Origin of the sequence: Vagococcus sp. AM17-17, assembly GCF_003471765.1 — a bacterium.
Classification (GTDB): Bacteria; Bacillota; Bacilli; order Lactobacillales; family Vagococcaceae; genus Vagococcus; species Vagococcus teuberi.
Genome location: NZ_QRJY01000001.1, coordinates 31,944 through 54,950 on the forward strand (window position 1 = coordinate 31,944; position 23,007 = coordinate 54,950).

23 protein-coding genes, 2 other RNA genes and 2 pseudogenes are annotated in these 23,007 nt (G+C 35.1%); all 27 read left to right on the top strand.

Going from position 1 to position 23,007, the window contains the following annotated elements; all coding sequences use genetic code 11:
- Positions 1 to 101 precede the first annotated feature (101 nt).
- Positions 102 to 2,747, top strand: coding sequence for an alanine--tRNA ligase (gene alaS / locus DW196_RS00195; protein ID WP_118249508.1), 2,646 nt, complete (start codon positions 102 to 104; stop codon positions 2,745 to 2,747).
- 105 nt (positions 2,748 to 2,852) lie between these two features.
- Positions 2,853 to 3,219: a transfer-messenger RNA gene (ssrA, locus tag DW196_RS00200) on the top strand.
- Between the two features lie 274 nt (positions 3,220 to 3,493).
- A complete protein-coding gene (gene tnpA / locus DW196_RS00205; RefSeq protein WP_118249509.1) occupies positions 3,494 to 3,967 on the top strand; it encodes an IS200/IS605 family transposase in 474 nt (157 codons plus the stop codon).
- A 641-nt stretch (positions 3,968 to 4,608) separates the two neighbouring features.
- Positions 4,609 to 4,944, top strand: coding sequence for a metalloregulator ArsR/SmtB family transcription factor (locus tag DW196_RS00210; RefSeq protein ID WP_118249510.1), 336 nt, complete (start codon positions 4,609 to 4,611; stop codon positions 4,942 to 4,944).
- Positions 4,941 to 5,300: an arsenite efflux transporter metallochaperone ArsD gene (gene arsD, locus DW196_RS00215; protein ID WP_118249511.1), complete on the top strand. Its 360-nt coding sequence runs from the start codon at positions 4,941 to 4,943 to the stop codon at positions 5,298 to 5,300. Before DW196_RS00210 ends, arsD begins: the two co-directional genes overlap by 4 nt.
- Positions 5,294 to 7,015 (top strand): arsenical pump-driving ATPase, encoded by a 1,722-nt coding sequence (gene arsA, locus DW196_RS00220; protein WP_118249512.1) that lies wholly within the window; start codon positions 5,294 to 5,296, stop codon positions 7,013 to 7,015. The genes arsD and arsA overlap by 7 nt, the downstream gene beginning before the upstream one ends.
- 66 nt (positions 7,016 to 7,081) lie before the next feature.
- On the top strand, positions 7,082 to 8,137 hold the full coding sequence (arsB, locus tag DW196_RS00225; RefSeq protein WP_118249513.1) for an ACR3 family arsenite efflux transporter: 1,056 nt from the start codon (positions 7,082 to 7,084) through the stop codon (positions 8,135 to 8,137).
- A 2-nt stretch (positions 8,138 to 8,139) separates the two neighbouring features.
- Positions 8,140 to 8,547, top strand: coding sequence for an arsenate reductase (thioredoxin) (gene arsC, locus DW196_RS00230; RefSeq protein WP_071457016.1), 408 nt, complete (start codon positions 8,140 to 8,142; stop codon positions 8,545 to 8,547).
- A gap of 231 nt (positions 8,548 to 8,778) precedes the next feature.
- Positions 8,779 to 9,107: a transfer-messenger RNA gene (gene ssrA / locus DW196_RS00235) on the top strand.
- 285 nt (positions 9,108 to 9,392) lie between these two features.
- The gene (locus DW196_RS00240; RefSeq protein WP_118249514.1) at positions 9,393 to 10,139 is read left to right on the top strand and encodes an NADPH-dependent oxidoreductase; all 747 of its coding nucleotides are present in this window, start codon (positions 9,393 to 9,395) and stop codon (positions 10,137 to 10,139) included.
- 30 nt (positions 10,140 to 10,169) lie between these two features.
- Positions 10,170 to 11,078 carry a YitT family protein gene (locus tag DW196_RS00245; protein ID WP_071457014.1) on the top strand — a complete coding sequence of 303 codons (909 nt, stop codon included), beginning with the start codon at positions 10,170 to 10,172 and terminating at the stop codon, positions 11,076 to 11,078.
- A 218-nt stretch (positions 11,079 to 11,296) separates the two neighbouring features.
- Complete coding sequence (locus tag DW196_RS00250; RefSeq protein ID WP_071457013.1) at positions 11,297 to 11,737, top strand: MarR family winged helix-turn-helix transcriptional regulator; 441 nt, start codon at positions 11,297 to 11,299, stop codon at positions 11,735 to 11,737.
- Positions 11,738 to 11,755: 18 nt separating this feature from the next.
- A complete protein-coding gene (locus DW196_RS00255) occupies positions 11,756 to 12,727 on the top strand; it encodes a beta-ketoacyl-ACP synthase III (protein WP_071457012.1) in 972 nt (323 codons plus the stop codon).
- Between the two features lie 20 nt (positions 12,728 to 12,747).
- Positions 12,748 to 12,993, top strand: a complete 246-nt coding sequence (locus DW196_RS00260) for an acyl carrier protein (RefSeq protein WP_118249515.1) — start codon at positions 12,748 to 12,750, stop codon at positions 12,991 to 12,993.
- 65 nt (positions 12,994 to 13,058) lie between these two features.
- Positions 13,059 to 14,033, top strand: coding sequence for an enoyl-[acyl-carrier-protein] reductase FabK (fabK, locus tag DW196_RS00265; RefSeq protein ID WP_071457010.1), 975 nt, complete (start codon positions 13,059 to 13,061; stop codon positions 14,031 to 14,033).
- A gap of 3 nt (positions 14,034 to 14,036) precedes the next feature.
- Positions 14,037 to 14,981 (top strand): ACP S-malonyltransferase, encoded by a 945-nt coding sequence (gene fabD / locus DW196_RS00270; RefSeq protein WP_118249516.1) that lies wholly within the window; start codon positions 14,037 to 14,039, stop codon positions 14,979 to 14,981.
- The gene (gene fabG / locus DW196_RS00275) at positions 14,982 to 15,716 is read left to right on the top strand and encodes a 3-oxoacyl-[acyl-carrier-protein] reductase (protein ID WP_071457008.1); all 735 of its coding nucleotides are present in this window, start codon (positions 14,982 to 14,984) and stop codon (positions 15,714 to 15,716) included.
- A gap of 10 nt (positions 15,717 to 15,726) precedes the next feature.
- Entirely contained in the window at positions 15,727 to 16,965 is a 1,239-nt protein-coding gene (gene fabF, locus DW196_RS00280) for a beta-ketoacyl-ACP synthase II (RefSeq protein WP_118249517.1), read from the top strand.
- A 1-nt stretch (position 16,966) separates the two neighbouring features.
- Positions 16,967 to 17,419: an acetyl-CoA carboxylase biotin carboxyl carrier protein gene (gene accB / locus DW196_RS00285; protein WP_118249518.1), complete on the top strand. Its 453-nt coding sequence runs from the start codon at positions 16,967 to 16,969 to the stop codon at positions 17,417 to 17,419.
- Positions 17,420 to 17,430: 11 nt separating this feature from the next.
- Positions 17,431 to 17,859, top strand: a complete 429-nt coding sequence (gene fabZ, locus DW196_RS00290) for a 3-hydroxyacyl-ACP dehydratase FabZ (protein WP_071457005.1) — start codon at positions 17,431 to 17,433, stop codon at positions 17,857 to 17,859.
- Positions 17,860 to 17,863: 4 nt separating this feature from the next.
- The gene (locus DW196_RS00295) at positions 17,864 to 19,225 is read left to right on the top strand and encodes an acetyl-CoA carboxylase biotin carboxylase subunit (protein WP_118249519.1); all 1,362 of its coding nucleotides are present in this window, start codon (positions 17,864 to 17,866) and stop codon (positions 19,223 to 19,225) included.
- Between the two features lie 21 nt (positions 19,226 to 19,246).
- A complete protein-coding gene (gene accD / locus DW196_RS00300) occupies positions 19,247 to 20,113 on the top strand; it encodes an acetyl-CoA carboxylase, carboxyltransferase subunit beta (RefSeq protein ID WP_118249520.1) in 867 nt (288 codons plus the stop codon).
- On the top strand, positions 20,106 to 20,894 hold the full coding sequence (locus DW196_RS00305) for an acetyl-CoA carboxylase carboxyltransferase subunit alpha (RefSeq protein WP_118249521.1): 789 nt from the start codon (positions 20,106 to 20,108) through the stop codon (positions 20,892 to 20,894). Before accD ends, DW196_RS00305 begins: the two co-directional genes overlap by 8 nt.
- Positions 20,895 to 20,982: 88 nt before the next feature.
- Complete coding sequence (locus DW196_RS00310; RefSeq protein WP_118250168.1) at positions 20,983 to 21,318, top strand: metal-sulfur cluster assembly factor; 336 nt, start codon at positions 20,983 to 20,985, stop codon at positions 21,316 to 21,318.
- Positions 21,319 to 21,670: 352 nt separating this feature from the next.
- Positions 21,671 to 21,733 (top strand): annotated as a pseudogene (locus DW196_RS11720) (hypothetical protein); the annotation flags it as partial.
- Between the two features lie 66 nt (positions 21,734 to 21,799).
- On the top strand, positions 21,800 to 21,931 hold the full coding sequence (locus DW196_RS11670; RefSeq protein WP_255415088.1) for a hypothetical protein: 132 nt from the start codon (positions 21,800 to 21,802) through the stop codon (positions 21,929 to 21,931).
- A gap of 203 nt (positions 21,932 to 22,134) precedes the next feature.
- Positions 22,135 to 22,954 (top strand): annotated as a pseudogene (locus DW196_RS00325) (transposase); the annotation flags it as partial.
- Between the last annotated feature and the right edge of the window lie 53 nt (positions 22,955 to 23,007).

The window sequence follows — 23,007 nt, forward strand, 5'->3', positions numbered from 1 at the left end:
GAGGTAATGACTGTTAAGAGCATCATTGCAATCAAGGTGGTACCGCGGTAAACGTCCTTGGCTGCAAGGGGTGCTTTTTTATTATTTTAGGAGGAATACGAATGAAACAATTATCAAGTAGTCAAGTAAGACAATTATTTTTAGATTTTTTTGAAACAAAAGGACATAAAATTGAACCTAGTGCCTCTCTTATCCCGATTGACGACCCAACCTTATTATGGATTAATTCAGGAGTGGCAACATTAAAAAAATATTTTGATGGGTCTGTTGTACCTGAAAACCCAAGAATTACCAATGCTCAAAAGAGTATTCGTACTAATGACATTGAAAACGTTGGGAAAACAGCACGTCACCATACAATGTTTGAAATGTTAGGAAACTTTTCTGTTGGTGATTATTTTAAAAAAGATGCGATTCATTGGGCTTGGGAATTATTAACAAGTGACGAGTGGTATGGTCTTGATAAAGACAAATTATACGTGACGATTCATCCAGATGATGAAGAAGCTTTTAGAATTTGGCATGAAGAAGTCGGTTTACCAAAAGAGTCAATCATTAAACTAGAAGAAAACTTTTGGGATATTGGAGCTGGTCCATGTGGTCCAAACTCTGAGATTTTCTTTGATAGAGGACAAGAATACAATGATGTCGCAGAAGACGATCCTGAAAACTTCCCTGGTGGCGAAAACGAACGTTACTTAGAAATTTGGAACTTAGTATTCTCAGAATTTAACCATACTGAAAACAATGAGTATCTACCATTGCCACATAAAAACATTGATACGGGGATGGGATTAGAACGTATGGTGTCTATTTTCCAAGATGCTCCAACAAACTTTGAAACAGATTTATTTATTCCAATTATTGAAGCAACACAAAAAATGTCTGATGGCAAAGAATATGGAAAAGATAGTACAACAGATACGTCTTTCAAAGTCATTGCTGATCATATTCGTGCCGTGTCATTTGCAATTGGCGATGGGGCGTTGCCATCAAATGAAGGTCGTGGCTATGTGTTACGTCGTTTAATTCGTCGTGCGGTGATGCATGGTAAAAAACTTGGAATTGATAAAGCCTTTTTAGTTGATTTAGTACCTGTCGTTGGTCAGATTATGGAAAGCTATTACCCAGAAATTGTCGAAAAACAAGACTTTATTCAAAAAGTCATCAAAACAGAGGAAGAAAGATTCCACGAAACAATTAATGATGGTTTATCCATTATCAGCGAGTTAATCAAAGATATGAAAGCAGCTAATCAAACTGTTTTATCTGGTAAAGATATCTTTAAATTATATGATACTTATGGATTTCCAGTTGAGTTGACCGAAGAGATGGCTCAAGACGAAGGATTAAGTGTGGATCACGAAGGATTTGAAGTCGAAATGACGGCTCAAAGAGATCGTGCTCGTGCGGCTCGTTCGAAAGAAGAGTCAATGTCTGTTCAATCTTCTTTATTAACTGATATTAAAGTAGTGAGTGAATTTGTGGGATATACAGAAGACACAGTCGATGCTAAATTAATGGTAATCATCCAAGATGATGAGATTAAAGAGGCGACAACTGAAGGCAATGCACAATTAATTTTTGGTCAAACACCATTCTACGCCGAAATGGGTGGACAAGTGGCTGACAAAGGAACAATTTATAATGCAACAGGTGATTTAGTGGCCAATGTTGTCAACGTCAAAAAAGCACCAAATGGCCAATCGTTACATCAAGTAGAAGTGTTTGGTGAATTAAAAACAGACGACACATACCAATTAGTGATTGATAAAGAGTTACGCCAACGTATCACAAAAAATCATACAGCGACTCATTTACTACATCGCGCGTTAAAAGATGTATTAGGAGAGCATGCTAATCAGGCAGGGTCACTTGTAGCACCAGGTTATTTACGATTTGACTTTACTCATTTTGAGCAAGTGACGCCTGACGAGTTAAAACAAATGGAAGAAATCGTGAATGAAAAGATTTGGGCACACTTACCAGTTGTCACAGTTGAAACAGATATTGATTCAGCAAAAGAAATGGGTGCAATGGCCCTGTTTGGTGAAAAATATGGTAAAAATGTTCGTGTGGTAAATGTTGATGGTTACTCTATCGAATTATGTGGTGGGATTCATGTAAGCAACACTTCTGATATTGGGGTTTTCAAAATTGTTTCTGAGTCTGGAATTGGCGCAGGTGTTCGACGTATCGAAGCTGTGACAAGTAAAGAAGCGTATGAAGCCTTTAGAGAAGAAGAAGGATTACTCCGTCAAGTATCTAAATTTGTTAAAGCACCTCAACTAAAAGATACTGTTCAACGTGTGGAACAATTACAAGAACAATTAAAACAAGCACAAAAAGAAGTGGAACAATTAAGTGCACAATTAGCTAACGCTGAAGCAGAAGATGTATTTAAGGACATTAAAGAAGTGGATGGCGTGACTTATATTGCATCTAAAGTAGCGGTTAAAGACATGAATCAATTACGTCAATTAGCTGATCAATGGAAACAAAAATCACTATCTGATATTTTAGTCTTAGGATTAGTACAAGGTGAGAAAGTTAACTTACTTGTAAGTATGACAAAAGAGATGAATGAGCAAGGATTGAAATCAGGTGATTTAATCAAAGCAATCGCGCCACTTGTTGGTGGTGGCGGTGGTGGTCGTCCTGACATGGCTCAAGCCGGTGGTAAAAATCCAGAAGGGTTACAATCAGCGCTTGATGCAGTAGAACCTTGGATTAAAGAACATAAATAATTATTTAACTGGTTGTTACTTTTGACGTGACAACCAGTTTTTTCATATGTTGTAAGAATTGAAAGGTATAAAAATTTATGATATAATAACTTAGTTAATAAATAAGGGGGCGTTACGGATTCGACAGGCATAGTTTGAGCTTGAATTGCGCTTCGTAGGTTACGTCTACGTTAAAACGTTACAGTTAAATATAACTGCTAAAAACGAAAACAATACTTTTGCCTTAGCTGCCTAAAAACAGCGGGTAAAGATCCTCTTGGCATCGCCCATGTGCTCAAGTAAGGGTCTCAAATTAAGTGGGATACGCTAAATTTTTCCGTCTGTAAAATTTAGAAGAGATTATCAGACTAGCGAAAGTTACGGCCTGTTATTCGGCAGAGACTTGAGCGAATTTCAAATAGGATAACTATGAGCGTAGATGTTTAGGTGGCAATATGTTTGGACGCGGGTTCGACTCCCGCCGCCTCCATTGTTTAGAACTTGTTGGAAGTCTGTTAAAACAGCCTTTGTGCAGGTTTTTTTGAGCTCTTTGTCAACTACTGTTGGTAAGAGTTAAAACGTTAGAATTTAGGATCTAGAAAACAACATGTTTTCTAGATCTTTTTTTATATGTTTTGAAAACCACCTGCTATGCGGGTGGTTCTAGAGAGCTTTCAGCGTGGCATTAAAAAATCCTCCTAAAATGATAAGATAAATTAGGTTTCCCGACCACAACATATCAATCATATAGGAGTAGGAGGTTTCTTATAAAAAAGGATAATCAAAGTTTATCACACACAACATGGAAATGTAAGTATCATATAGTTTTCGCACCTAAATACAGACGACAAATTATTTATGGAAAATATAAACAGAGTATCGGAGAAATTCTGAGATTATTATGTGAGAGAAAGGGTGTTGAAATAATAGAAGCTAACGCATGTAAAGATTATGTTCATATGTTAGTGAGTATTCCGCCAAAATTAAGTGTTTCAGGATTTATAGGCTACTTAAAAGGAAAAAGTAGCCTCATGATCTTCGATAGACATGCTAATTTGAAATATAGATATGGTAATAGAAAATGTTGGTGTCAAGGTTATTATGTTGACACAGTAGGACGAAATAAGAAACAAATAGAGGAATACATAAGAAATCAAATTCAAGAAGATTATTTAGCAGATCAATTAACATTATTTGAGGAGTATGATCCGTTCACAGGAGAGAAAAATAAAAAGAAATAAGTAATCCTTTTAGGATTCGTGAGTAAATGTGGTGCATAAGGGAAACCGATTCAGTGAGCCTTTCAGGCTCAGTCCGGTAACAGAGGCTTTCAGCCGAAGAACAAACCTTCAGTTCACTCTGGAAAGAGGTTAAAATACCTCTTCTTTTTTTTACTTTATGACTACCTGTGTTATCGTAAAAAGTGATGACTATTCTTTCAGAGATAATACGGACTTTTTTAGAAAAGGTCTTTTTTTTTGAAGCGAGTGAAGAAACTCACTTTGAACAAAAATATAGAGTTATGAGGACTTAAAAAATTATTATGATGACTGTGTACTTTCAGGGATTCTATCGGAAAAGGAATCAACTACTTAACCTTATTCAAAATAAATATTAAGAGAAAAAAGATAATATCTGTTGACAACGTATAGATGTTAGTCTATATTAGTTTTATAAATAGATGTCCGTCTATATGTACTTTGTAATAAGGAAGTGACCTAGTGCCACCCTTACAAAGATTAACAGCTCGAGTACTTGGAGTTCTTTTGTCAGTTGTTATTGCTTATCTCCTTAAGATAAGCTTACCTATAGGCTTGATAATCAATATTCTTATCGTTATATTTGTCCTATACATAGTAGAAAAAAAGAAAGAAGTGAAGAAATGAATTACGAAGCTTATTCAGCCAAATTAAAAATAATAACTGACTCAAAGAGAATGAAAATTATTGACCTATTGTCTTGTGGTGAAATGTGTGCCTGTGATATTTTAGAACATTTTGATTTTACACAACCTACATTATCTCATCACATGAAAACTTTAGAAAATGCTGGTTTTGTAAATGTGAGTAAAAGAGGTAAATGGAACTACTATAGCTTAAATCAAGAAACTCTCACTAACTTTATGAGAGAATTTAATCAATTATTTTTTAATTCAGATAATTGTATCTGTCAAGAAGAACATAATAAAGAAACTAATGAGGAGCGTTTAATATCATGAAATTAGAACTATTTGAAGAATCTTTATGTTGCTCAACAGGTGTCTGTGGACCATCAGTAGACGAAAATTTACTACGAATCACAGGGGTTTTTGAATCACTAAATAAAATCAACCAAGTGACAGCAAGTCGCTATAATCTATCATCAAATCCTGCTGACTTTACTAAAAATGAAACAGTTTTAAAAGAGTTACAGGAAAAAGGTAATGACATTCTTCCTATTACATTAGTTAATGACAAAATTGTAAAAACAGGAAGTTATCCAACAAATGAAGAAATTCAAGAATTTACAGGAATTATCTTTGTCACTCAAAACTCACAAAATAGTTCTTGTTGTGAAGGTAATGGAACATGCTAAACGACGTTGAATTATTTAATCCTTTGGAGATTGATTTGACTAAATACTTGTTCTTTACTGGTAAAGGTGGCGTTGGTAAAACAACGACAGCTTGTGCTACTGCTGTAAAATTTGCTAAAGAAGGAAAAAAAGTTCTTTTAGTCAGCACTGATCCAGCATCAAATTTACAAGATGTTTTTAATACTGAATTATCTAATAAATACAAATCAATAGAAGGAATAGACAATCTTTCTGTAGCAAATTTTGATCCCATAACAGCCGCTGACGAATACATGGAGTCAGTTGTAGGACCTTATCGTGGCGTTTTACCTGATTCAGCTGTGGCTAATATGGAAGAACAATTATCTGGTTCTTGTACGATTGAGATTGCTGCCTTTAATGAATTTGCTAATTTATTAACGGATAAAACAGTCAATGCTGAGTTCGATTATGTATTATTTGATACAGCACCAACAGGTCACACGTTAAGAATGCTACAATTACCAGCTGCATGGGATAATTATTTAGACGAAAACACAACAGGTACGTCTTGTTTAGGGCAATTATCTGGTTTAGGTGACCAACAAGAAACCTATAAACAAGCTGTTGAAACGTTAAGTGATGATTCAAAAACAACCTTGATTTTAATTTCAAGGCCACAAAGAGCGTCCTTTATTGAAGCAAGTAGAGCTTCTCAAGAGCTGCAAGAACTTGATATTAATAATCAAATTCTTGTCATTAATGGCATTTTACCTGGACACGATGATGAAGTCTCAACTATTATTTATAATCAACAACTTCAAGATATTGAAGAACGTCCAGACCATCTAAAACAATTTAAAACATATCAAATTCCATTAAGAACGTATAATGTAACTGGTTTAGATAAATTAAGTGTTTTACTTGATAATGAACAACCTAAAGGAACTTCTAATGTTGTAATTAAAGAAGATTATCCTGAAATGACTTCTTTAATTAATGAATTAGATAAGAAAAATACAAAAATCATTTTTACTATGGGAAAAGGTGGCGTTGGTAAAACAAGTATTGCTATTGAGATTGCTAACAAGTTATCTCAACGAGGTAAGAAAGTTCGCTTAGCGACAACAGACCCTGCTGACCATCTACACTTATTTACTCAAGATAATAATATTTCGATTAGTCATATTGATGAAGATAAAGAACTCGAAGATTATACCAATGAAGTTTTGAAAAAAGCTCGTCAAAACCTAAGTGAAGATGAAGTGGCTTATGTAGAAGAAGATTTAAAATCTCCATGTACACAAGAAATTGCAGTCTTTAGACGATTTGCTGAAATTGTAGATTATGCGGAGCAAGATGATGTAGTTGTTATTGATACAGCACCAACAGGTCACACACTTTTACTATTAGAATCATCACAAAACTATGCAAAAGAAGTTGAAAAAACATCTGGAGAAGTACCTGAATCAATTATAAAATTACTTCCTAGATTGCAAAATCACGATGAAACTGAAGTTATTATGGTAACTTTACCTGAAACAACTCCAGTCTATGAATCCGTGCGACTAGATAAAGATTTAGATCGTGCTAAAATCGCTCATAACTGGTGGATTGTCAATCAAAGCATGTTTGCGACACACACAACTAATGAACTCTTAAAGACAAGAGCCATGAATGAGGTTGAATGGATTGATAAAGTCTCAGAATTATCAAATGGTAAATTTGTTGTAAAACAATGGGAAGCAGAAAAATAATTTTTTTTTATCAATATATAGGTTAGTGTCTATATATTGGTAAATATTATTGGAGGAATTATTACCATGAATAGTGTATCAAAAAAAATGTCCATATTAGATAGGTATTTAACCTTATGGATTTTCTTAGCAATGGCTGTTGGTATAGGAATTGGTTATCTATTTCCTGGAGTACCAAAAGCAATGGATAATATGTCTTATAGAACAACTAATATTCCTTTAGCAATCGGATTAATATTAATGATGTACCCACCTTTAGCCAAGGTGAAATACAAAGAAATCGGTCGCGTGTTTAAAGACTGGAAAGTGCTATTATTATCCCTATTTCAAAATTGGGTGATTGGTCCTGTTCTAATGTTTATTTTAGCAGTCGTGTTCCTAAAAGATTACCCTGAATATATGGCTGGTTTAATTATGATCGGTTTAGCTCGTTGTATTGCAATGGTTATTGTTTGGAGTGAACTGGCCCAAGGTGATAACGAATATACTGCTGGACTGGTTGCTTTTAACTCAATTTTTCAAATATTTTTCTATCCAATCTTTGCTTATATTTTCTTAACAGTTCTACCTAAAGCGATAGGTTTAGAAGCTCATACGTTAAACATTACAATGGGTGAGATTGCCAAAAGTGTTTTCTTCTATTTAGGTATTCCTTTTATTGCTGGTTTCCTATCTCACCTTGTTCTCACTAAAGTAAAAGGTGAAGAATGGTATGAAACAGTCTTTATCCCTAAAATTAGCCCTATAACTTTAGTAGCTTTACTATTTACAATTGTGACAATGTTCTCTGTAAAAGGAGACAAAATAATTGAATTACCAATGGATGCTATTAGAATAGCCATACCATTGCTTATATATTTTGTTTTTATGTTTTTTGTTTCATTTTTCTTATCTAAGAAAATGGGAACTAGTTATCCAGTAGCCACATCACTTTCATTTACAGCAGCAAGTAATAACTTTGAGTTAGCAATCGCTGTAGCCGTAGGAGTGTTTGGTATCAATTCAGGAGAAGCTTTCGCAGCAGTTATTGGGCCTTTAGTAGAAGTCCCAGTGTTAATAGCATTAGTTAACTTAGCTTTGAAATGGAAAAATAAATATTTTAATCAAAAGGAGTCTATATAATAATGAAAAAAATCTATTTCTTGTGTACAGGTAATTCATGTCGTAGTCAAATTGCAGACGGACTGGCAAAAGCAATCCTAGCGTCTGATGAATGGGAAGTTAAAAGTGCAGGTATAGAAGCACATGGAATTAATCCAAGAGCAGTGAAGATTATGAGTGAAATTGGTATTGATATTAGTCAAAACAAATCTGAAATTATAGACATTGATTATTTAAATGAATCTGATTTAGTGATTACTTTATGTGGTGATGCGTTAGATAATTGTCCAGTAATTCCTAAAACAGTAGAACATCAACATTGGGGGTTAGAAGACCCTGCGAAAGCAACTGGAACAGAAGAAGAGATTATGAATATGTTTAGAGAAACAAGAAATGAAATAAAAAATAGAATCGAAAAACTAGTAATTTAAACCATTGGTTACTGTAATCAAAATGATGATTTCATAAGTAAAACAACTTGAAAAGATTGAAGTATTAGAAAATTCTGGAAATCAAACAATATATTATCCTAAGAATATTTCTGAAAAATTTCTAAATCATACTTTTATAAATTAAAACCAGAACAATAATTGAATGGTGTAATTCACTATTGTCGAATCAAGGAGATAGAATTTTCTTGAAAAAATAAAATTTACTGTTATATTGGTATCAAGGGCAGTCCGTCAAATGTTCAAATCCCTAAAACAATAAAAATAACAAGTTCTTAAAAATAAAAGTAACAATTTTATGTGGTTTTATCATAAAAAAATGACTTTAAATTCCTCTCGGCATCGCCCATGTGCTCAAGTAAGGGTCTCAAATTAAGTGGGATACGCTAAATTTTTCCGTCTGTAAAATTTAGAAGAGATTATCAGACTAGCGAAAGTTACGGCCTGTTATTCGGCAGAGACTTGAGCGAATTTCAAATAGGATAACTATGAGCGTAGATGTTTAGGTGGCAATATGTTTGGACGCGGGTTCGACTCCCGTCGACTCCATTCCTTTAAAATGATAAGACTGTTTAAACCTTGATGTATCAATGATATGTCAGAGTTTAGCAGTCTTATTTTTTGTTTTGAATGATGAAAAAACGAACGTACGAAAGATTCTTAACTAAATCTTTATAATACAAATTAAATGAACAGATGAATTAAGCAGGATAAGAAGTTCTATTGCTTTTATTTTGCATATTTTAACCCGTTCATCATGATTTTTAAACCATCCAATGTTATACTACGAATAGTTACATGAAATTTTATAGAAAAGGGGTTTTATTATGAATGACGTGATTAAGTTACAATTAAACCATAAAAGTATTAGAAAATTTAAAGATGAACAACTACCTAAAGAGGTCATTGAGACATTAGTTAATGTTGCGAGACATACGGCAACTTGTAATTTTATGCAATCATATAGTATTGTTTGTTTATCATCACAAGAAAAAAAACAAAAGTTGGCTGAAATTTGTAACCAACCATACGTAGCTGAGGCAAGCCATGTTTTTATTTTTGTTGCCGATCAATATCGAAATCGACAAATTGCTGTAGAAAATAGTCAAGAAACTAGTGTGTTACATAACATGGACCGTTTCATGGTAGCAATGACAGATGCTGTTTTAGCAGCACAAAATGTTAACTTGGCCGCCGAAAGTTTAGGACTTGGTACGGTATTTCTAGGTAGTATTTTAAACGATAATAACAAAACATCAGAATTATTGGAGTTACCAGAGTTAACATTTGCTGTTCTTGGATTGGCAATAGGTTATAAAGACCAAGAGCCACAACTTAAACCACGCTTACCACAAGATATCATGTTTTTTGAAGAATCTTACCAAACGTTTGATAATTATGTTGAGGCGTTAAAAGACTATGATGACGTTGTGACAACGTATTATGATTTGCGTGATGCTAATAAACGGATTGAGTCGTTTACTAATCAGATTACTGCGTCAATGAATCGCAAACCAGAAAAGCGGTTAAAAATTAAATCAGATCTTGAAAAACAAGGGTTTATCATTGATTAAATAAAAGGTGAGTAGAGGGAGGCAGTTGGTTTGGGAAACATAACTGAAGCATATCGTAAAAATGAAGCAATTAAAAAAGGTGTCATCATTATTTTAGCTGGTTTGGCCATTGCTGTTGGACTCAATATGTTCTTAATTCCAGCAGATGTTTTTTCTGTTGGTGTTACTGGTATTTCACAATTAATTTCAGGCGTTTTAACAAATCTATTTAATATAAATATTGGAACAGGTGTTTGGATTTTTATTTTAAATATTCCGATTGCTATATTAGGTTGGATTAAGTTGGGACGCTCAGCAACAATTTTAAGTTTATTAACGGTCGTAGCTGTATCAGTCATGACGATTTTAATTCCGGTTGTGGAAGTGACAGATAATCCATTAATGAATGCTATTGTCGGTGGTGTTTTGAGCGGGTTAGCGATTGGATTAACCATGAAATATGGATTTAGTACTGGTGGTATGGATATAGTCTCACTTGTTCTATCAAAAACAACTGGTAGAACTGTGGGGTCACTAATGTTTATTATTAATTTATTCATCATTAGTGCAGCGGGCTTCTTATTTAGTTGGGAGTCGGCTTTGTATACGATCATTTCTATTTTCTGTACGACACAAGTAGTGGATAAGATTCATACAAGTCATCAAAAAGTGACGGCATTTATTATGACAAACAAACCAGAAGAAGTGATTTCTTCAGTTCAACAATCGATTGTTCGTGGGATGACATTGCTTCCAGGAACAGGTGTTTTTAGTCGTAAAGAAGTAGCTGTTATTATGATGGTTGTTACTCGCTATGAATTATATGATTTAGAGATGGCAGTATACAACGCAGATGATAAATCATTTATCAATATCATTCCAACACAAACTGTTTATGGTCAGTTTTGGAGTGAAGATGATCAAAAGAAAATCAGAGCATCAAGATTAGAGGGATTATAATCTCTCTTTTTTTATATCCATAATCATTGTTATATCAACATTTATCTGTATTTAATGAGTATATTCGAAAAAAAAAATAAAAAATGCTTGCTTTTTATAAAACTATTCCATATACTTTGATTATCAAATCATTTGATTATCAAACTATTTCGCATTGCTTTTTCTTTTTTTTACCCATATACTTTGATTATCAAACAATTTAAGGAAGAGGCAAGTATATGGATGAGAAAATAACGATTGTCAATTCTCAGTTGGTTAAAGTATTTAATGATATTTTGACAATTGAAGAAACAGAGCTTAAAAAAAGTGATTTTTCTGATTTGTCAATTAAAGAGATGCACACGATTGAAGCGATTGGTATGAGTGGAAAGAAAACAACGGGTGAAGTAGCAAAAGAATTGTCAATAACCGTTGGGACGTTGACTGTGGCAATCAATAATTTGGTGAAAAAGGGTTATGTTGACCGTGTGAGAAGTGAAAGTGATCGTCGTATTGTGAGATTGAAATTAACCAATCGAGGACGTCTGTTTTATCGATTACATCAGCATTTCCATAAAAAAATGGTAGAAGCTGTTTTAGAAGACATGTCTGAAGAAGAAAAGAAAGCTTTAGTCAAAGGACTCAGTAGCTTGCATCATTTTTTAAAAAAATACTATTAAGTAGTGAGGGAGTCAGGGATGCTATACCCTAAGATAACAAAAACTGCTAAGGCACTACCTAAAAAAAGAGTAACAAACCATGATTTAGCTCAGTTTTTAGAAACAAGTGATGAATGGATTACACAACGAACAGGAATTAAAGAACGACGTATTTCTGTTACAGAAAGTGTGGCTTCACTTAGTGTGGAAGTAGCTAAAAAATTAAGTCAAGATATAGATGTTACAACGATTGATTTAATCATTGTGGCAACAATGTCGGCTGACTATTCGACACCATCTGTTGCGTGTGTTGTTCAAGAATCTGTTGGTGCTGTAAATGCCATGTGCTTTGATGTGAATGCAGCGTGTTCTGGATTCGTTTATGCATTATCTATTGCAGAAAAATACTTGAGCCATCCATCATATCAGACGGCTTTAGTGATCGGAACTGATGTGATGAGTCATCTTGTAGATTGGAGTGATCGACAAACTGCGGTATTGTTTGGTGATGGTTCTGGTGGTGTGTTGATTGAGAAAACATCTTCACAACAATCTTTTCTTGCAGAATCTATTCATTCTGATGGTAAAAGACATCAAGCATTGTTTGGTCATGTGATTGCTAGAGATAATCGATTTAGGCAAATAGGTGATACCCATCCTTTTCTAGTAATGAATGGCAAACAAATTTTTGATTTTGCTATGAGAGATGTATCCAAAAATATGCTGGAACTCTTACTAAGTCATTCTATCGCTACTGAAGACATCGACTATGTGTTGGCACATCAAGCAAATTTTCGTATTTTAGAGGCATTGGCAAAAAAAACAAACATATCAAGTGATAAATTTCTATCAAATGTTGATAGATTTGGTAACACATCTGCTGCATCTATTCCATTGTTATTGGATGATGCAGTTAAAACGGGCGTTATACCATTATCAGGAGAGTCTTTGTGCATGTTAACAGGATATGGTGCAGGACTTACCTGGGGAAGTTTACTAATTAAATTATAAAATCATTGGAGGAATTCATTATGACAACTTTTGAAAAAATACAGGAAATTATTGTGGATCAATTAGGAAAAGATGAAGAAGAAGTACAGTTAACGACCAATTTTAGAGAAGAATTAGAAGCAGATAGTTTAGATTTATTCCAAATTTTAAACGATATTGAGGATGCTTTTGAAGAGTACGACGTAAAAATTGAGACAGATGAAGGTCTTGTAACCGTACAAGATTTAGTGACATTTGTCGATAAGCAAATTGCACAAGCAAAATAAATGATAATAGCATCAGCGATATACAGCTGATAGCTATTTTTTTAAACCAAAAATGAGGTGGATCGATGGAAAAATCAACAATTTGTCAACTTTTAGATATAAAATACCCGATTATTCAAGGTGCGATGGCTTGGGTTGCTGAAGAACAATTAGCCAGTGCAGTGTCAAATGCTGGTGGTTTAGGACTGATAGCATCCGGACACGCACCAAAAGAAGTCATTCATGAAAAAATACACGCGGCAAGAAAATTAACGGATAAAACATTTGGTGTCAATATTATGCTAATGTCCCCTTTCGTTGAAGACATTGTTGATTTAGTGATTGAAGAAAGAGTTAAAGTTATTACAACAGGAGCAGGTTCTCCAGGGAAATACATGAAACGATTCAAAGAGGCTGGAATTATTGTTATACCAGTGGTGGCTTCTGTCGCACAAGCGAAGCGAATGGAAAAAGAAGGCGCTGACGCTGTCGTTGTTGAAGGGATGGAAGGTGGCGGCCACATTGGAAAATCTACCACGATGACATTAGTTCCACAAGTAGTGGATGCGGTTAGTATTCCAGTTATTGCTGCTGGTGGTATTGGTGATGGCCGTGGGGTAGCTGCAGCTTTAATGCTTGGAGCTAAAGCCGTTCAACTAGGAACACGGTTTTTAGTGTCGAAAGAATCGATTGCACATGATAATTTTAAAACGAAGGTTGTTAAGGCAAAAGATATTGATACGGTTGTAACAGGTATGTTAACAGGACATCCTGTCAGAGGACTTCGAAATAAATTAACACAAACCTTTGAAAAAGCAGAGCGATTTGAAGGTGGGAAAGAAAACCCTGATTTTGATCGATTAGAAGATTTGGGTAAAGGTGCACTTAAACGTGCAGTGATAGATGGCGATATAAAAAATAGTTCTATGATGGCTGGACAAATTGCTGGCATGATTAAAACTGATCAACAAACCTGTGAAGAAATAATTTTAGAATTAATGGCTGAAACGTCTGAATGTCTAACAAGTCGTTACAATGAGTGGGTCATAGAAAAGAGGTAGTAAATGACATTAGGATTTATCTTTAGCGGTCAAGGCAGTCAATATAATGGAATGGGACAAGAATTGTACGAAGAATTCCCTACTTTTAAAGAGTATCTTGACTGTGCGAGTGATGTGTTAGGACTAGATATGAAGAATATGATGTTTGAAGACAATTCATTATTACACGAAACCAAATACACACAACCTGCTATTTTAACAATGAGTTGTGCGACGTCTGCCGTGATTAAGCAAGAGTACGATTTATCACCCACAATGGTAGCCGGCTTAAGTTTAGGAGAATATAGTGCATTAGTAGAAAGTGGCGTACTTTCCTTTTCTGACGCGGTATATTTGGTACACAAACGTGGAGAACTGATGGAGACAGCTGTCCCACAAGGAAAAGGTGCGATGAGTGCTGTAATAGGATTAGATAGAGATATCGTGGAAACGGTGTGTCAGGAAATAAGTTCTGAGAATGCTCTTGTCATCCCGGTGAATTATAATATGCCACAACAAATTGCAATTGCTGGACATAAAGAGGCGGTTTTAATTGCACAAGAAAAGCTAGTAGAAGCTGGAGCAAAAAAAGTGGTGCCGCTAAACGTGAGTGGACCGTTTCATACACCATTACTAAAACAAGCAGCAGAGATATTTTATCAAGAACTACTGAACACAATGTTCTCTCAAAGTAAGCTGCCACTCGTGACAAATGTCACTGGAGACGTATTGAAAGAGACAGATGATATTAGATTAAACTTAAAAAATCAAATGATGTCTCCCGTTTATTGGGAAGAAACAATCCATACATTTAAAAGAGCATCAATTGATACTTTAATTGAATTAGGACCAGGAAAAACATTGTCCCACTTTGTTCGTGCTACTGATAGTACGATAAACGTACAAAATATAGAGAATATCAAAACGCTTCGTCAACTAGAAAAAAAGTTAATAAAATGGGGGAAGTAAATGTTTAAAGATAAAACAGTCGTTATTACAGGAAGTTCACGCGGTATTGGGAGGCGACTTGCGATTCGTTTTGCTAATGAAGGAGCCAATATTGTCTTAAATGCTAGAAAAGTGATAGATAGTGATTTAATAAGTGAAATCGAGTCATATGGTGTTAAAACACATTGTGTGATTGGTGATGTACAAGAGTTTGAATCAGCCAACCAATTAATCACGGAAGCTAAAGAAGTATTTGGTTCAGTCGATGTCTTGATAAATAATGCGGGAATTACAAAAGATATGCTATTAATGCGTATGTCTGAAGAAATGTTTGATGATGTGATTTCAGTCAACTTGAAAGGGACGTTTAATACCATTCATCATGCCTCTAAAGTGATGTTAAAACAGCGTTCAGGGACTATTATCAATATGTCGAGTGTGATTGGGGAAATTGGGAACATTGGACAAGCAAATTATGCAGCCAGTAAAGCAGGTGTGATTGGTCTAACTAAATCAGCCGCAAAAGAGTTGGCAGCTAGAGGAATCACATGCAACGCTATTGCACCAGGATTTATTGAAACAGATATGACAGATAGTTTGTCTGAAAAAGTCAAAGAGGCGACTTTAGCACATATTCCATTAAAAAAACTAGGCAACACAGACGATATTGCAAATACTGCCATTTTTCTGGCAAGTCAAACATATATTACAGGTCAAGTCATCAATGTAGATGGTGGAATGGTGATGAACGCTTAGGAGGAAAAACATGAAACGAGTGGTAATTACAGGTGTTGGAGCAGTGACACCAATTGGAAATACAGCAGAAGAATTTATCGAAAATGTGTTAAATGGAACAAATGGGATTGCCCCAATTCAAAAGTTTGATGCAACAGAAACAGGAATTCATGTAGCAGCTGAAGTGAAAGAATTTGATCCAACCATATATATGGAAAAAAAGGAAACAAAACGAATGGATATGTTTTCTGTATATGGCATCTCTGCAGCCAAACAAGCAGTGGCAGACAGCCAGATTAATATCGACGAGATAAATGTGGATCGTTTTGGTGTCATGGTCAGCTCTGGTATTGGTGGGATGAAGACGATTGAAGATCAAGTCATTCGTATGCACACAAAAGGGCCAAAACGTGTCGCACCATTTTTCGTTCCGATGGCCATTAGTAACATGGCAGCTGGAAACATTGCAATCAAGGTCGGAGCAAAAGGTATTTGTACGTCTGTTGTAACAGCATGTGCCTCATCAACCAATGCAATTGGTGAAGCGTTTCGAAATATCAAACATGGGTATTCAGATATTATTTTAGCTGGTGGAGCTGAAGCAACGATTTGTGAGATTGGTATTTCAGGTTTTGCCGCATTGACAGCTTTGAGTGATTCTGATAATCCGGAAAAAGCGTCGATTCCATTTGATAAAGATAGAAATGGCTTTGTCATGGGTGAAGGTAGTGCCATTTTAGTTCTTGAAGAATTGGAACATGCGAAAAAAAGAGGTGCTAAAATTTACGGTGAAATCGTCGGTTACGGCTCTAATTGTGATGCTAATCATATAACAAGCCCAAGTAGTGATGGCTCTGGTGCTGGAAAATGTATGATGTTAGCAATGGAAGAAGCAGGTATTACGCCTGAAGAAGTTAGCTATATTAATGCACATGGAACAAGTACACCGACAAATGATAGTGCGGAGACAACGGCCATAAAATATGCTATGAAAGAAGAAGCCTACAACACACCGGTATCAAGTACCAAAAGTATGGTAGGACATTTATTAGGTGCAGCTGGAGCCGTTGAAGCGTTAGCGTGTTTAGGAGCTTTAATGACTGATACGATTCCACCAACTATCGGTTTAGAAAATCCTGATGAAGCTTGTGACTTAGATTATGTGGCGAAAGAAAAAAGAGAGGCGACTGTCAATTATACATTAAGTAATTCATTAGGATTTGGTGGTCATAATGCCGTCATTGCGATGAAAAAATGGCGAGGTGAGTAAAATGAGTTATGAGTCTATCAAAGAGTTAGTTGATCGATTTGAACATAGTGACATACGTGAAATGAACGTGTCCATTGAAGGGTTATCTCTTTATTTAAGTAAAAATGATAGTAAACAATCTCATGATATTGTTGTCAAAGAACACGATAATCAGGTTAAAGAAGTTAGTGTAAGTGATGTTGAAACAACAGAAGTTTCACCAAAAGTAGAAGATATTTCAGGACAAACGATTAAATCACCAATTGTTGGAGTTGTTTATACTGCCAGTGAACCTGGTAAGCCAAATTTTGTGTCAGTTGGCGATAGTGTACAGGTGGGAGATACGTTATGTATTATTGAAGCCATGAAAATTATGAATGATGTTGTCAGTGATGTTTCTGGTGTTGTAACGGAAGTTTTCGTCACCAATGAAGAGGTTGTTGAGTTTGGACAGCCACTATTTAAGATTTCGTAGGAGGAAGAAAAATGCAATTAAATGTACAAGAAATTATGGAAATTATTCCAAATCGTTACCCGATTATGATGGTTGATAAAGTAGTGGAATTAACACCAGGAAGTTATGTTAAAGCAATAAAAAATGTTACGTACAATGAGCATTTTTTTCCTGGACATTTTCCAGGAGAACCTGTTATGCCAGGAGTATTAATATTAGAAGCTCTTGCTCAAACTGGCTCTATACCTCTATTAAAAAGTGAAGAATTCAAAGGGAAAACTGGTTATTTAGGTGGTATTGATAAAGTAAAGTTCCGCCAAAAAGTTGTACCAGGTGACGTGCTAGTGATGGAGATGGAAATTATTAAACAAAAAGGAAACATTGGCGTTGGCAAGGCAACAGCTAAAGTGGAAGACAAAGTCGTTTGTCAAGCACTCATGACATTTATTATTGGGGCATAATGATATGTTTGATAAAATACTAATAGCTAATCGAGGCGAGATAGCAACTAGAATTATTCGAGCATGTCAAGAACTAGAAATTAAAACCGTTGCTATTTACTCAGAAGCTGATAAAAACGCGTTGCACGTTGCATTAGCTGATGAAGCAATATGTATTGGTTCGTCAAAAGCGAGTGAGTCATACTTAAATATGCATAATGTGTTAAGTGCTGCTATCGTGACAGGTGCGCAAGCTATTCATCCAGGATTTGGTTTTTTAGCGGAAAATAGTTTGTTTGCTGAAATGTGCGAAGAATGTCAGATCACGTTTATTGGGCCAAAATCTAAAACGATTGAAGAGATGGGAAATAAAATCAATGCCAGAAAGATAATGTTAGATGCCAAAGTTCCTGTTATACCAGGTAGTGATGGTGCGGTAGACTCAATCGAAGAGGCAATGAAGATAGCTAAAAAAATTGGTTACCCTTTAATGTTAAAAGCAGCTGCAGGTGGTGGTGGAAAAGGGATTAGAAAAGTACTACATGCTAAAGAGTTGCCACATCACTTTTCTTCTGCTCAACAAGAATCCCTTGCTGCATTTGGTAGTGGTGAAATGTATATTGAAAAAATTATTTACCCAGCTAAACACATTGAGGTGCAAATATTAGGTGATCAGTTTGGACATGTCATTCATTTAGGTGAAAGAGATTGCTCACTGCAACGAAATAATCAAAAAGTATTAGAAGAAGCACCAGGTTTTTCTTTATCAGATGATTTACGAACTCGTATTGGCGATACAGCGATTAAGGCGGCAAAGGCCGTGTCTTATGAAAATGCCGGAACTATTGAATTTTTAGTGGATGAAGAAAATAATTTTTATTTTATGGAAATGAACACACGAATTCAAGTCGAACACCCGGTAACTGAAATGATTACGGGAATTGACATCGTAAAATGGCAAATAAAAATAGCGGCCCATCAAAAACTAACATTAACCCAATCAGACGTGTCATTTTCTGGTCATGCCATTGAATGTCGATTAAATGCTGAAAACCCAGCATTTAACTTTGCGCCCTCTCCAGGTAAGATCACGTCATTAATTTTACCATCAGGAGGGTTAGGATTACGCGTGGATAGCGCCATGTATCAAGATTATACTATCCCACCGTTTTATGATTCGATGATTGCTAAAATTATTACGCACGGTCAAACGCGAGAAGAAGCCTTACTAAAAATGAAACGAGCGTTACTTGAGTTAGTCGTCGAAGGAGTGACAACAAATCAAATGTTTCAACTAGATTTACTGACTCATCCATTAGTGATTGAGGGAAGTTATGACACATCATTTTTACAGAAAGAGTTTTTACCAAACTGGTCACAAGACTAATACGTCAAAAGGAGGATAGATATGGGATTGTTTAAAAAAAGAGACTATATACGTATCACTCCCTTAAATAAATCGGTTCAAGAAAGTGACAAACCTCATGTGCCAGATGGTGTGTGGGAAAAATGTCCGAGTTGTCAAAAGCCTTTGCACCGAAAAGAATTAGGTCAAGAAAGAACTTGTCAGCATTGTGGCTACTGTTTTAGATTAGGTGCTTATGATCGTCTTGATATGATGATGGATGAAGGAACATTTCAAGAGATGTTTACTGACATACCGTTTAAGAATCAAATTAATTTTCCAGATTATGATGAAAAAATAAAAGACGTCCGAGAAAAGACTGGATTAGATGAGGCTGTAGTAACCGGGATTGGCTATATGAACGATCATAAAGTTGCCATTGGCGTGATGGATAGTCAATTTATTATGGGGAGCATGAGCCATATAGTTGGTGAAAAAATTACGCGACTCGTTGAACTAGCCACTGAAAAAAAACTCCCTGTTATTTTGTTTACAGCATCAGGTGGTGCTAGAATGCAGGAAGGGATTATTTCTTTAATGCAAATGGCTAAAATATCTGGAGCTATAAAAAGACATAGTGAAAGTGGTTTATTATATATCACAGTTTTGACCGATCCCACAACAGGTGGTGTCACGGCAAGTTTTGCTATGCAAGGAGATATCATTTTAGCAGAGCCACAAGCATTGATAGGGTTTGCCGGACGTCGTGTGATTGAGCAAACCATACGTCAAACGTTGCCAGATGATTTTCAGCGAGCAGAATTTTTATTAGAGCATGGGTTTATTGATAAGATTGTGACACGTAAAGAAATGAAATCTACGTTGTCTACCCTTCTGTTACTTCATAATGGAGGTGAAGGAGATGACTAAATATACGGCAAATGACATTGTGCAATTAGCTAGAGATAGCAAACGACTTACGACAAAAGAAATAATCGATGGTGTCACGGAAGAGTTTATTGAGCTTCATGGCGATCGTTATTATGGCGATGATAAAGCTGTAGTTGGTGGGATTGGACTAATTAACTCGATACCTGTAACGATTATTGGAATTCAAAAGGGACAAACGTTAGAAGAAAATGTTAAAACGAGATTCGGCTCTCCAACACCAGAAGGATATCGAAAAGCGTTGAGATTGATGAAACAGGCAGAGAAGTTTCATCGACCGATTATTACTTTAGTCAATACACCAGGAGCATTTTGTGGTGTAGAAGCCGAAGAACGTGGCGAAGGTGAGGCGATTGCAAAAAATTTGTATGAGATGAGCCAACTCTCTGTCCCAATTCTTTCTATTTTGACAGGTGAAGGGGGAAGTGGTGGTGCACTTGCATTGGCTGTAGCAAATGATGTTTGGATATTGGAACATAGTATTTACTCAATTCTCTCACCTGAAGGATTTGCTTCAATTTTATGGAAAGATAGTGCTAGAAGTTCAGAGGCAGCAGAAATTATGAAGTTGACAGCTTTTGAATTAAAGGAATTACATGTTGTTGATAAGGTAATATCTGAGACATGTGGCAATGATACGTTATCTAAAAAAGACATTATCAAGAATCTTAAAAAGACTATTATTGATCAGTTGAATGATTATCAGACAATGTCGGTAGATGAGTTGAAAAATCAACGATATAATCGGTTTAGAAAATATTAAATTTTTGTGAGCATTAGCTAAGTCGTTTACAAACACTCATTTCTCAGTTAATATAAAAGTGAGTTTATATTGAGGGGGTAGAATGAAAATGAGTGAGTCAAAATGGACTGAAGAAGACCTAAATGAAGTAAAAGAAGATATTCTTGCTGCACTAGAGACGGTCATTGACCCTGAATTGGGAATCGATATTGTTAATTTAGGATTGGTCTACGAAGTGAATTTGGATGAAGAAGGTTATTGCGAAGTTAAAATGACGTTGACTACGATGGGATGCCCATTAGCAGACGTTATCACAGAACAAATTCACGATGCATTAAGTGATATAGATGAAATCAAAAAATTAGAAGTGAAACTCGTTTGGTATCCGGCGTGGACGACTGATCGTATGAGCAGATATGCCAGAATATCTTTAGGGATTAGATAAGGCTGATATAGCAAGGGTTTTGAAGGTGTTTCAATTAGGATTTGATGAGTGAAATGCTCACTTAGTATGGTATCCAAGATGAATTTCTCATAGTTTGGATTACTGACTAAAAGAGTCAAATTTTGAATGATTCCCAAATTAAAGTGATAAGAATTAATAAGCTCTTTCGTTAATTAATATGTTAGCGAAGGAGTTTTTTTGTTATGGAAAGATTGTTATTAAAGGATTTAGTAGAAGAGTTGGTATTTAGTGATAGGACAAGAGGATTGTCTCCAAAGACGATAAAAAAACATGGGAAACTTTGAGTTTATTTCTGAAATTTTTAGGGGAAAAAAATATTGACTCACTAGGTATGGTTACCATATCTCACGTACGCGATTTTTTGATTAAAAATATTGAAGAAGGAAAAGCAGAATCTTACGTAAATAGCCATTTACGTAGCATTAGAACATTTTTTAGGTATTGTGTAGATGAGAATTACATGATAGAAAAAGAAAATCCATGTTGGTATGTAAAGTGGGTAAAAGAAAGACAAGTTGTTATCAATACATTCTCTGATGATGAGGTAAAACAGATGTTAAAACTCGCTAAAAAAAAACCTTCACTAATGTAAAACGTAAGGATAAGTTCCATCTAGGGCTTCAGACGAAGTTTACAAATGAAAGAAATTACTTACTGTTACTGATATTAGTTGATACTGGTCTCAGAATAAGTGAGATTATGAATCTTAAACAGTATCATATTGAAGAATCCCAAATTAAGGTGGAGAATGGTAAAGGAAAGAAAGATAGAGTGGTTCATTGTTATCTAACAGTTCTTCTAAGAGATATTGATAAATACGCCGATTTTAGTTTTATTTATCTACTTGTTGAGGAAAAATATGATCAGTCTAATGGACGACCTAGTTTAGATCCAGTTATGTTAATCAAACTTCCCTTGATACAATACTTATACGGAATTAAGAGCATGAGACAAACGATTAAAGAAGTCGAAGTAAATATAGCTTACAGATGGTTTTTAGGTTTAGATATCCAAGACTCCGTCCCTCACTTTTCAATTTTTTGTAAAAATTACTCAAGAAGATTTAAAGGAACAGATATCTTTGAACAAATTTTTTATGGTATTTTAGCACAGGGTATAGAAGCTCATTTAGTTGATACGTCTGAGATATTTATTGATGGGACTCATATCAAAGCACATGCAAATAATAAAAAGTATGAAAGCAAAGAAATAACTGAAGACACATTATTTTATGTAAGATCACTTCAAAAAGAAGTTGAAATAGATAGAGAAAAACAATTAAAAAAGCCCTTAAAAAGAAAAAAGTGAGACAAATACAAAGGTTAAAAAAATTAGTAAAAACGATGCTGACAGTAGCTAGTTTTATAAAGAAGAACATAAACAAGTCTTTGCCTATGCCACACAAGTGGCATGTGATAAAAACGGATGGGTTTTAGGATATACAATGCATCCAGGTAATCAACATGATAGTCGTACTTTTATCTCTATTTACAATAAATTAAGAAGTTATTTCACTCTGAATAAATTAGTGATGGATGGAGGCTACAAGACACCAGGTATTGCTCATTTGTTATTTCAAGATAACTTAACACCTGTTTTTCCATATAAGAGACCTGGAGGGCTCTATTTTTAATTATTTACCTAAATTAATCATAGGATATAAAAAAG